This is a genomic window from Methylobacterium sp. GC_Met_2, assembly GCF_026540795.1.
Lineage (GTDB): Bacteria > Pseudomonadota > Alphaproteobacteria > Rhizobiales > Beijerinckiaceae > Methylobacterium.
In genome coordinates, this window is record NZ_JALNUM010000162.1 from 1 (window position 1) to 11,107 (window position 11,107).

Genomic DNA, 11,107 nt, shown 5'->3' on the forward strand with positions numbered 1-11,107 from the left:
GGGGTACGGCCGCGCCGGCAATTCTTCAAGGTCCCATAGCCGCGTTCGTTGAAATCCTGACGACGCGTGTCTCTGCCTAATGTAAGGTGGCCTGCCCCCGTGTTGGTTTTGCTCCGATCAAGAACTCGCAGCTCGCAAGGCACGTGGAGACAGACCGAAACGCTCGCGAAATCCGCGATTGAAGGTCGGGATGTCGGTAAAGCCGCACGCATACGCGATGGTGGCAATCTTGAGCTGGCTGTCCCGCGGCGCTTCAAGCCTCCGCTTCGCGAGATCGAGCCTGGCGTCGCGTATAGCCGTCGCTATCCCGCCAGACTCGGCGAAGGCCCGATAGAGACTGGATCGTGATACGCCGAGCGCCACGCGAATATCGCCCGGGCTGAGTTCCGGATCGTGAAGCCGACGCGTTATATGGGCGCGGGTCAGGGCCTCAATGGCCGCCGGCGAGACGTCCGCGTCAGCTTCGGTCGTGCGGTCGCCAACGAGGTAACCCAGAAGGTGCAGCACGCCATCGATCGCGGTCGAGGCCTCCGACTCGGACATCCAGGCAATCGATCCGGCGACTGAACGTAGACGAGCGCCGACTTCAGCGCTCCGTGCCTGCGCCCTGATGCTGCGGCCGGCGAGCGCATTGATCCTGCCAACCCTGGCCTCGAAGATCTCCAGCGGCACGGCAAGCCGGATCTCCTCGTAGTGGCTCTGCGTGCCGGCCATGATCGGCTGGGTCCGCGTCAAGAAGCTGATATCGCCGGCTTCGAGTTGCGCTCCGCGACCACATTGCTCCTGATATCCGATGCCGTCGATGGCGAGGCCGATGACGACCATACCGCGGCCGTTGCGATCGACATGGCGAGAACGGACATCAATGCTGACCGGGCTGCTGACCGTGTGGGTCAGCAGCCCTCCCGCCGCGGTCACGGTGAGGCGCTTCGCCGAAAATCGCTCGCGCGGGTCAGGTCGCGCGACATCGCCGAACGGCGCCAGGGCTGTGCATCGCCAGAAGTCGAAGGCTCGTTTGGGCTCCATGTGATGCGTCGTCTCGATGAGGCTCGGAACGACTGCGACGCTGGACACGTATCGGGCTCCCCCGTACCCGGCGAAGCTCAGCGGGGTACTTAAGCGCGCTTATGATTCGAAATCCCCGGAACTGACAACGCCGCACGCTCGATAAGAAACACATTGTGAGCGGTCACCGGCGGTGAATATCGCCGCTCTACAACCGATGCGGCGAGCGAATCCTGACAACCTTTCGCACGTCCCAGTCAGCGAACGCACCGCCTCCTCGCATGACCGGACGCGTGATCTCCTCGTTGCTGCGACGCAGGCGAGACCGCTAGGCCTCGGAATTGTTTCGCGGCGCACACCTCAACGGGGGCCGGCAGGTTTACGAGTGAGCTGACCGTCGCTGCGCTGCGAGCGGTCCAGCGCCGGCAGGGGACGGGCGACAACAACGTCTCCGTTGCGGAAGGCCTCCTCGACGTTGCGGCGGCCCGCACGCCCTTGGGCACCCCCGGGCTGGGTAATGGCTGAGTCGCCCGACGGTGCAAGGACCGTCTGGGCCTGAGCAGAGGCCGCGCTCATGATCAGCAGAGCTGCGGCCGCGCCAACGCGCGTGTTCATCTGAAGGCTCTCCAAATTCGGTGGGGCGGGATCTGCAGCTGACCTGACGTCCAGGCTCCCGTTTCCGATCTTCGATTGGCGATCTGGATCCAGATTGTGGTGCACTTTCGCCGTGTGACCAGAGGGCCGTGGGTCATTGACGAACTCAGGGTAGAGTGATTTTGACCGTGGAAGCTGGCGTCCGCCAAATTCGACGCACGGACGCCGACGCCGCGACGTCTCATCGTCCGCTCTCGGGTTCGGAGCGACCGAGGAAACGGCGGCGTCATAGCCGACGACTGCGCCGTCCTGCCGTTGGCGCTCGGATGATCCACCATATTCATCCTGCCGCTGCCGGAATCCGAAGGCCCGCCGCGGGCGGTGACGCCTCGACGAGTCCGTCCGCAGCCCAGGATCTGACGATTGCGATCGCACTGGTGTCAGTCTTTGCTGAAGACATCCTCGGCGCGAACCTGCCCAGGCGGAGCGACCCGCCCGCTGACCCGGATTGACGCCGGGGGCCCCATGTCCATATCCCGTAAACCGAGACTACCTCGAGCCCCGCCGACCCGCGTGCAGGGCGTCGTCGTCCATTGCATAACGACGCGTATCAATCGTGCCAGGGCATCATCGGAGCGTCATGAACCATTTGCAGGAAAATCGCCAAACCAGCGACCCACGCGATGGCGACGTACTGGGCGGTAGCTACATCCACGACACAGGAACCTTCCGCCCTGCGCACTGGTAGGGCGCAGTCGAACCTTGATGCTCTACGTTAGAACCAGAAACCCCAGATTGTCATTCATTTCCCCAATCGCAGCCTGACGATTGAACCGAAATATCACGCATGCCGCTTCATGCGGTCGGCCGACTTCAGCGGAAAAGTCATGCTCGGTTCGGCGATCGAGTGACCGGCCTGCCCGGCCACCTCACGAACGAAGCTCCCCGCGCGCCGATGATCGAGGACTTCGCGGCTGACGGTGCCGAGGATGCGTCATCGGATCGGCAGGATGCACGCCATTGCGGGTTGCCGATGGCTCCACGCCACTGGGTCTCCCAACGACAACTCGGATCAATAGGCGTTGGACCGGTTGGGCAGAATGTGCAGCGCTGTCGCGATCAGGATCTTGAGATCCAGGGTGAAGCTACGGTTCTCGACGTACCAGAGGTCGAGCTCAATCCGACGCTGCATATCGGCGATCTCAGGCGTCGGGCCGCGCGAACCGGTGATCTGAGCCCAACCCGTGATGCCCGGCCGCACGGCAAACCGCCGCTGGTAGGTTGCGATGAGCGCGCCATAGTGGCTGTCGTGAGCGAGCGCGTGCGGGCGTGGGCCCACGAGACTCATCTCGCCGCGCAGCACGTTAAGTAGCTGCGGCAGTTCGTCGAGACTGGTCTTACGCAGAATGGCGCCCAGTCCGGTCAATCGCGCATCGCCGCGCTGGGCCTGCTGCACGACAGTGTCGTCCTCGTCCACAGGCATGGTGCGGAACTTGTAGATCAGGAACGTGCGCCCGTTCAAACCAGTACGGGTCTGGCGAAACAGCGCCGCTCCACGACTATCGACGCGGATCATCAAGGCAATGATAGCAAGCGAGGGTGCGAGCACGATAACGGCTGCGATCGACGCATCGGAACTCGCGCGTAAAACTGAGCGCTTCTCTGGGAGGCTAGATGTTTGATCCCAAGTCCCGTCCTTCGGCAGACACCTCATTTCTGTGCCTGTCACGGGCGACGCCCCCTCCCCGTCCCGAGGCCTCAGAAATGCCGAGCTGTGATGCCTTGTATCTCGTCGATACCAACGTCCTCTCGGCCGGCGCGCCGACCAAGGCCGTTCCCGCCATCACGCTGATCGACCAGATGGACCACTACAGCGCCAGACTTTACCTCTCGGTGTTGACCGTCGCCGAGACCAAGGACAGCCCCGCGAAAAGGTTGCAGGGAAGGTGCATCGCAAAAGGCGGGGCGGCTTTCAGACTGGTTGGAAGTCGTGCTAAAATTTTTCTGCATAAAGGTTCTTCCCGTCGACTTTTCGGTTGCTCGGTATATCGGGCGGCTATCCAACACTGCGTGCGGATAAGGGCACGGGCCGAGATTTGCAGATCTTGCGATCGCCGCCCCGGCTCAGCCATGGCTGGACGGTCCTGAGCCGGAATGTTCGTCCTTTCAGGCCACTCGGCATATCTGTACTTCATTCCTTCGCTGCCGTTCCGATAAATAGCCATAGGAGAACTGTGAATCTCTCTCGTCATGAGGCGATATTGAGCCGCAATCAGTGTGAATACCGTTCACGATAATAAAAAATCCGCATTTGGATAGGTTTCGCCCTCGACAGGATCAAATATAGCTCCTGACAACGGCGTTGTTGTAGTATCTCGCCGGCGATAATATGCCCTGGCACGCGAATGTTTCCTGAATCACTCAAGAGCAGTGGCATATACGCCAATTCGTCATCAAGGCGCCAAATAATCTTGATACGGCGCATGTATAAAATTACTCAAGGCAACAATACTAACGATGTTAATATCGACATCTGCGATCAACGCTAGGCCGCACATAGGCTGTTCCCCTCCCTGACGATGGATCGGACTTCGCAGTTCACTGGCGTCAAGTTCGGCAGCAATCCCTCCAACCGTGCCCAACATCTTGCGGAACAGCTGGCTTTGGTTCCGTCGAAAAAATTTTCCATCCGCGCTGTCCCTTTCTCTGCGTGGTCCGACAGACGGGGTGAACCTCCTTCGGATAGCGATAGAGAGCGCGGTCTGATGATCGAACAGTTCCATTCCGCCAAATTGCCCCCTCGCAGACGGCGCCGGATTGCACGCTTGGTCGTGCTGATGCTTGGCCTGAGCCTATCGCCTGCTCACGCTCAGCAAGCGGTCCCGGAGTCATCCGCGCCCACAGCGCAGCAAGCCCCTGCCCAAGCGCCGACTCCGCGGAGCGACCTGTCGGGACAGCCCCCTGTGAGCGAGATGCGGGCGCCGTCAGCCGGGCCGGAAGTCCCTTCGAAACTCCGCCGCGATCTCTCACCGATCGGCATGTTCCTCGGAGCGGATCCGGTGGTGCAGGGCGTGATGACCCTGCTCGCCATCGCTTCAGTGGCGACCTGGACGATCCTGCTCGTGCGGTCGGTCGCGCTGTCCGTCGCGAAACGCCGGATGCGCCAGGCGATCTCGGAGATCCGGGCGGTGACGAGCCTGTCGGCGGCAGGCGTGGCCGTGCCGCCCGGGGCGGCGGGCGCGCTCATCGCCGCCGCCGAGGAGGAGATCGCGCGATCGCCGGGACTGCCGGCCGAGGGGATCCGGGAGCGCGCCCAGGCAGCGCTCGGCCGCATCGAGGCCGCCGAGGCCAAGCGCGCCGCCGCCCAGACCGGGATCCTCGCGACGATCGGCTCGACCGGCCCCTTCGTCGGCTTGTTCGGCACCGTCTGGGGCATCATGCACAGCTTCATCGGCATCGCCGAGTCCCACACCACGAACCTGGCCGTGGTCGCTCCCGGCATCGCCGAGGCCCTGCTCGCCACCGGCATAGGGCTCGTGGCGGCGATTCCCGCCGTGGTGATCTACAATGCCCTCACCCGCGCGGTAGCGAGCTACCGCGCGCTGCTCGGCGACGCCGCGACCCTGGTGCTCTGCCACCTCTCGCGCGACCTCGATGTTCGGGCAGTCGGCGCGCACAGGCCCCGGCAGGCCAGCCTGCACGTCGCGGCGGAGTGAGCCGATGGCGGTCCGGATTGGGCGCGACGACGCCGACGAACTCACCGAGAACGCCGAGATCAACATCACGCCGTTCATCGACGTGATCCTGGTCTTGCTGATCATCTTCATGGTGGCCGCCCCGCTCTCGACCGTCGATGTCGCTGTGGAGTTACCGACCTCCGCCGCGCCGTTGCAGCCCCGGCCCGACAAGCCGATCTTCGTGAGCGTGAAGGCCGATCTCTCGATCGCTCTCGGGGAGGAGACCGTGGCGCGCCCCGCCGTTGGCCAAGCCCTCGATCAGGCCGCCAAGGGCAACAAGGACGAGCGCATCATCCTGCGCGCCGACAAGGGGGTCCCCTACGGGGAACTCATGCAGGTGCTGAATCTTCTGCGCGGTGCAGGCTACCTGAAGGTCGGCCTTGTGGGGCTGGAGGATACAGGGGCCGGCGGCCAGCCATGATCCACCCGCCGCCCGCCTCCTTCGCGGCGGCGACGGCCGCGCGCCGATCCCCGCGGAGGCAAATAACCGCCGCACCGATCCGGGTCCTGACCTGGATGCTGGCCACCGCACTCGTCACCGGCGTTCATTTCGGGATCTACGCGATTCTGGTCCATGCGCCCGCGGCGGACACGCCTCCACCGCCGGCGAGCCCGGCGGCAGTCATGATCGACCTCGCACCCGCTCCGACGGTGACCCGGTCCGAGGTCGACAACCAGGCCAAGGGGCCGGCCTCGACCGCCCAGGACGAGGCGACCCCGCCGGAGGAGCAGGCGCCCCCGCCGGAGACAGCGATCACGGCTCCGCCCCCGCCGCCGGATCCGAAGCCGGAGGCGGTTCTTGCACCGGCGCAGCCCAAACCCGAGGTCAAGAAGGCGGAGGCCAGGAAGCCCGAGACGCGAGCTCCGCAAACCAAGCCGCACAAGATGGTGGAACCGGTCAAGAAGCCGAAGAAGCCGCGTGAGGAGCGGGCGGTCGCCGCGCGCAACGGCGGCGGCCCGCGCTCAACTCAGCAGACCGCCGACCGGACCGCCGCGCCCACGGCCGGCGACACGAGCAGCGCGGACGCCCGGGCAGCCTGGCAGAGCGCGGTGCGCAGCCGCATCGTGCGGAGCAAGCGCTTTCCGTCGGAAGCGCACGGCACCGCCGGCGTCGCCCTGGTGAGCGTGACCTTCACGGCGGGCGGCGGTGCCAGCAACGCGCGGCTCGTCGCGTCCTCCGGCAACGCCGCCCTGGACGCGGAGGCGGTGGCGGTCATGTCCCGCGCAGCACCGTACCCGCCGCCGCCGGGGGGGCGAGCCATCGTGCTTACCATTCCGATGAACTTCAGACGCTGACGGAACGCCCAATTCCGAGGCGCGACGGCCATGCCTGACGTCCGCGGGGGTTACAGGCCGCACAGGACACCGATCCGGACGGAAGCAACGGCCGCTGTGCTGATCGAAGCGGAGCTGCTGCCGCGTGCAAGCGACGTTCTCGGACGCCCCGGTCTCATTGCCGGCCGCCGACCTGATTACATTCCTAGAACACTCGTTCGATGGCAGAACTACGCGATGAGACCAGTGACCAGGATGCCCTCGGCTGGAGTAGATGCGCATTCAGCCCAGGCGCGCGCATCGGACCCCTCGCTTGGACGCACGCTCCATCGCACGGGAATCGAGCACGGCTCCCATAGGATATCCGGTCGCGGCGAGATTGGATCAGCGATCTGGAGGCTGATCGCCTCCCTGCACCGGCGCGTGCACACGCGAGAGAGCTTGCTGGTTGGCTGCTCACTCGCCGTCATGGTGGCCGCGTCGACATCTGCACCCGCGCAAGGTGCCCAGACAAACTCATCCCCGAGCGCGGTGGATTTCGATACGCCAGAATATCGCGCCAACTGGGGACTCGCGCAGATCAACGCCGCCACTGCCTACGCGCGCGGCTTCACCGGACTTGGCGTCACGGTCGCGGTCTACGACACCGGAATAGACCGGAATCATCCAGAATTCGCCGGCCGGATCTCGCCCGCCTCCCGAAACTTCTTCTACGCGTCCGATCGGACATTTTATCCCGCTCTCATCAGGGATGAGCAGGGCCACGGCACGCACGTGTCGGGAACGATTGCTGCGGCCCGGGACGGCACAGGCACTATGGGCATCGCCTACGACAGTACGATTCTGAGCCTTTACGGGATACCGTCGTATGGCGTGACGCAAGGAGGACGTGTCGCAGACTTCAGGGTCGACTATGCAGGCGCTCTCGCGTACGCGGCGCAGCGGGGAGCGCGTGTCTACAGCGGCAGTTACGGAGAAGACTACTCGCGATCGAGCACCAATATACTGCAGCAACAGATTCTTTCGTATGAATATATATTATCTGAATACAATGCTATAAAGCAATCCGTTGACATGGGTACGCTTTTCGTATTTGCCGCTATGAATAATTACGAAATTCAACCGATTATTTCTAAAAATCCAACCAGCGCAGCATTACTTCCGTACATCAAACCGAGCAACGCCAGCAGCGGCGTCTATCAGTTGTACGACATTTACCGGTTCAACGGCGACCCACTCGGCCATCCGATTGATCAGAGCCAGATCGATTTCTCCGGAGTCGCCGGCTCGATCGTGGCGGTCGTGGCGACCGACCGTGACAACAAGATCGCTTCGTTCAGCAATCGGTGCGGCGTCACGGCCCCCTGGTGCATCGCCGCGCCGGGGGTCGACATTCTGTCGACCACGCCGACCGACATGGGCCAACCTTATCGTTACATGAGCGGGACGTCGATGGCGACGCCGCACGTATCCGGTGCGGCCGCGGTGCTGATGCAGGCGTTCCCGTTCCTGACAGCCCCCCAGATCGCCGAGACGATGTTCACCACCGCCACCCATCTCGGCGACGGGCCAGCCGACAGCCCGAACGCCACCTACGGCTGGGGTCTACTGAACCTGGGTAAGGCGATCGACGGCCCCGGCCAGTTCACCTCGACATGGACGGTCGACACCACCGACAAAGGTAAAGCCTATGATGGGCGCTTCGCCAACGACATCTCCGGACCCGGCGGTCTGATCAAGACCGGGCTCGGCACCCTCGAGCTCGTCGGCACCAACAGCTATGCCGGTGGCACCGCAGTGACCGGTGGCACCCTCGCCGTATCGCACGACGCCAACTTGGGGCTGGCCGGCACCGGGCTCAGTCTTGGCGGCGGCACGCTGCGGGTCCTGGCCGACGGCTTTTCCACCGCGCGCCCGATCACCCTCGACGGCGCAGGAGCCCTGAGTATCGATGGCGGAACCTCTGCCTTCGCAGGTGTGATCGCCGACGGCGCCCGGGCGGGCTCGCTCGTGAAGACCGGTGCCGGCGCGGCGATCCTGTCGGCGGACAACACCTTCACGGGTCGTACAGTCGTCTTGGACGGTGCGCTGACTCTAACGGCGTCCGGCCGGCTCATCTCCCCCGTCTTTGTCAATGGCAGCGCAAATTTCACCAATGCCGGCCTCGTCTCCGGCGGAATGGGAAACGTCGGCACACTGATCAATGGCGGCACGATCCTGGGTGGTGTGGTCAACGCCGGGACGGTGACGAGTAACGGCACGATCGCAGGCGGCCTCGCGAATGCCGGTCTTGCGTCCAACACCGGGACCATAGCGGGCGATATCGTCAACAGTGGGATCCTGACGACGAGCGGAACGATCTCTGGAACCGTAATCAGCTCCGGAATCCTAAGCAACACCGGCACCGTCCTGGGTACTGTCGCCAACGCCGGGCTAACCTGGAACGGCGGCACCATCACCGGCGGCGCGAGCAACACCGGCAGACTGATCAATAGCGGCACGCTTGCGGCCGGCGTGTTGAACACCGGCACACTTGCGACCAGCGGGTCGATCTCCGGAGGCCTGACCAATGCCGGCATCGCGTTCAACAGCGGCGCACTCGCAGGCGGCGTGACCAATACCGGCACGGTCCAGAACAACGGCACGATCACCGGCAACACGACCAACACCGGCAGTCTGACGAGCAACGGTACAATCGCAGGCGTGGTCGCCAACACCGGCACGCTCATGAGCAGCGGAACCCTCGTCGGCAGCCTCGCCAATTCCGGTCAAGCGATCAACAGCGGCACCGTCACGGGCGGCGCGGGCAACACCGGCAGCCTGGTCAACAGCGGCACGATCGCGGGTGGGGTGTCGAACGGCGGCACCCTGGCGACGAGCGGCACGATCGCTGGCGGCCTCGCCAACGCCGGCTGGACCCAGAACAGCGGCGCGATCGCGGGCGGCGTGTCGAACACCGGCACCCTGACGACCAGCGGCACGATCGCGGGCGGGTTGACCAACTCCGGCACCGTGCTGGCCAGTGCCGGCCGGATCGACGGCGCCATCCGCAACGCCGCCGGCACCCTCGCGGTCACCGGCGCGGTCGCCAGCGACGGCACCTTCGCCAACGCCGCCGGCGCGACGCTGGCGGTCACCGGCAGCGGCGCCTACAGCCTCGCCGGGCCGCTCACCAATACCGGCACCGTCGCGGTCGCGCAGACCGCCAGCCTCACGGCGCCGGCCGGCCTGAGCAATGCCGGGCTCGTCGCCAGCGACGGCATCCTCACCACCGACCTCACCAACACCGGCACCGCCCACCTGTCCGGCCAGCTCAACGGCGCGCTGACCAACACCGGATCGCTCCTCGTCACCGGCCCGCTCGCCGGGCTGACCAGCCTGACCAATGCCGGACCGCTCGACCTGAACGGCACCGCCCTGACGCTCGCCAGCCTCGCGGGGCCGGCGTCCGGGGTGATCGGCAACGGCGCACTCACCGTCACCGGATCGGCCAGCACCACCTATGCCGGTGCCATCCTGGAGAGCACCGTTCCGACCAGCCTGACCAAGGCCGGATCCGGCACGCTCAAGCTCACCGGCACCGGCCGCTTCTCGGGCCCGACCACGATCCAGGCCGGCACGCTCTCGCTCGACGGGTTCTGGGCCGCGCCGGTCACGGTCGCCTCCGCCGGCACCCTGCGCGGCATCGGCACGATCGCGGCCCCGGTCACGGTGGCGGGCGCCCTGCGGCCGGGCAACTCCCCCGGCACGCTCACCGTGCTCGGCCCGGTCGCCTTCGCGTCCGGCAGCCTGCTCGGCCTCGACATCGACGGGCTCGGCACCGGCACCGGCGCGGGCCGCTACGCCCGCCTGCTGGCGCTCGGGCCCAGCGGCGCGGTCGCGGCCAACGGCACCCTGGCGCCGGTGCTGCGCGGCATCACCGGCAACGCCACCAACAGCTTCACCCCGGCGCTCGGCCAGCGCTTCGGCGTGCTGACCGCCCAAGCCGGGCTCAGCGGCGCGTTCACCGGGCTGGCCCAGCCGGCGGTCGGGCTGCAGGCCGGCACGCGCTTCGACGCGCTCTACCGCACCACCGGCCTCGACCTCGTGGTCACGCCGGCCGCCTACGGCGACCTCACCGGGCTCGGGCTCGCCCAGACCGGCAACGCGCGCGCCGTGGGCGCGGCCCTCGACAGCGCCCGCCCGGCCGCCGGCACGCGGCCGGACGCGGACCGGGCGCGGGTGTTCGACGCGCTCTACGCCGCCGGGCCGGCCACCCTGCCGGGGGGGCTGGCGAGCCTGTCGGGCCAGGCCTACGGCGACGCCGTGATGGCCGATCTCGCCGCGCGCCGGCTGGTGACAGACACGATCGACCGGCACCTGCGCGGACAGGGCGGCGGCGCGGCCTGGTTCAGCGCGGGCGATCCGGGGCTCGGCCCGAACCGCTCGGCCCTGCAGATGCGCGGGGCCGCGGGGGCTCCGGACCAGCCGCTGGCCCCGGGCGAGGGCCGGGTCTG

9 protein-coding genes are annotated in these 11,107 nt (G+C 66.0%); 5 read left to right on the top strand and 4 right to left on the bottom strand.

What is annotated here, in order from left to right; translation table 11 throughout:
* Window positions 1-117: 117 nt before the first annotated feature.
* The 3 genes from OXS49_RS30755 to OXS49_RS30765 all read right to left on the bottom strand — a co-directional run bounded on the left by OXS49_RS30755 (window position 118) and on the right by OXS49_RS30765 (window position 3,313).
* A complete protein-coding gene (locus OXS49_RS30755; RefSeq protein ID WP_267428385.1) occupies window positions 118-1,074 on the bottom strand; it encodes a helix-turn-helix domain-containing protein in 957 nt (318 codons plus the stop codon).
* Between the two features lie 291 nt (window positions 1,075-1,365).
* The gene (locus OXS49_RS30760) at window positions 1,366-1,620 is read right to left on the bottom strand and encodes a hypothetical protein (RefSeq protein WP_244002183.1); all 255 of its coding nucleotides are present in this window, start codon (window positions 1,618-1,620) and stop codon (window positions 1,366-1,368) included.
* A 1,051-nt stretch (window positions 1,621-2,671) separates the two neighbouring features.
* Window positions 2,672-3,313: a sugar transferase gene (locus tag OXS49_RS30765; protein ID WP_276082316.1), complete on the bottom strand. Its 642-nt coding sequence runs from the start codon at window positions 3,311-3,313 to the stop codon at window positions 2,672-2,674.
* Here OXS49_RS30765 and OXS49_RS30770 point away from each other — a divergent pair.
* The 4 genes from OXS49_RS30770 (at window position 3,274) to OXS49_RS30785 (ending at window position 6,632) form a co-directional block, all read left to right on the top strand.
* Window positions 3,274-3,747: a hypothetical protein gene (locus OXS49_RS30770; protein WP_267428391.1), complete on the top strand. Its 474-nt coding sequence runs from the start codon at window positions 3,274-3,276 to the stop codon at window positions 3,745-3,747. The genes OXS49_RS30765 and OXS49_RS30770 overlap by 40 nt on opposite strands.
* An 890-nt stretch (window positions 3,748-4,637) precedes the next feature.
* Window positions 4,638-5,315, top strand: a complete 678-nt coding sequence (gene exbB, locus OXS49_RS30775) for a tonB-system energizer ExbB (protein WP_267428386.1) — start codon at window positions 4,638-4,640, stop codon at window positions 5,313-5,315.
* Window positions 5,316-5,319: 4 nt separating this feature from the next.
* Entirely contained in the window at window positions 5,320-5,757 is a 438-nt protein-coding gene (exbD, locus tag OXS49_RS30780) for a TonB system transport protein ExbD (RefSeq protein WP_267428387.1), read from the top strand.
* A complete protein-coding gene (locus tag OXS49_RS30785; RefSeq protein WP_267428388.1) occupies window positions 5,754-6,632 on the top strand; it encodes a TonB family protein in 879 nt (292 codons plus the stop codon). The genes exbD and OXS49_RS30785 overlap by 4 nt, the downstream gene beginning before the upstream one ends.
* 495 nt (window positions 6,633-7,127) lie before the next feature.
* Here the strand turns inward: OXS49_RS30785 and OXS49_RS33735 are convergent, their stop codons facing one another.
* A complete protein-coding gene (locus OXS49_RS33735; protein ID WP_267428392.1) occupies window positions 7,128-7,376 on the bottom strand; it encodes a hypothetical protein in 249 nt (82 codons plus the stop codon).
* On the opposite strand from OXS49_RS33735, the gene OXS49_RS30795 reads away from it, so the two are divergent.
* Window positions 7,263-11,107 (top strand): S8 family serine peptidase (locus OXS49_RS30795; protein WP_267428390.1); only part of this gene is annotated, 3,845 nt, incomplete at its 3' end. The two genes, OXS49_RS33735 and OXS49_RS30795, sit on opposite strands and share 114 nt — an antisense overlap.

What these genes read in the sequence shown, in the direction of transcription:
- OXS49_RS30785 (WP_267428388.1), top strand. Translation starts at nt 5,754, where the DNA reads ATGATCCACCCGCCGCCCGCCTCCTTCGCGGCGGCGACGGCCGCGCGC.
- OXS49_RS30760 (WP_244002183.1), bottom strand. Translation starts at nt 1,620, where the DNA reads ATGAACACGCGCGTTGGCGCGGCCGCAGCTCTGCTGATCATGAGCGCG.
- OXS49_RS30765 (WP_276082316.1), bottom strand. Translation starts at nt 3,313, where the DNA reads ATGAGGTGTCTGCCGAAGGACGGGACTTGGGATCAAACATCTAGCCTC.
- exbB (WP_267428386.1), top strand. Translation starts at nt 4,638, where the DNA reads ATGTTCCTCGGAGCGGATCCGGTGGTGCAGGGCGTGATGACCCTGCTC.
- OXS49_RS30770 (WP_267428391.1), top strand. Translation starts at nt 3,274, where the DNA reads ATGTTTGATCCCAAGTCCCGTCCTTCGGCAGACACCTCATTTCTGTGC.
- exbD (WP_267428387.1), top strand. Translation starts at nt 5,320, where the DNA reads ATGGCGGTCCGGATTGGGCGCGACGACGCCGACGAACTCACCGAGAAC.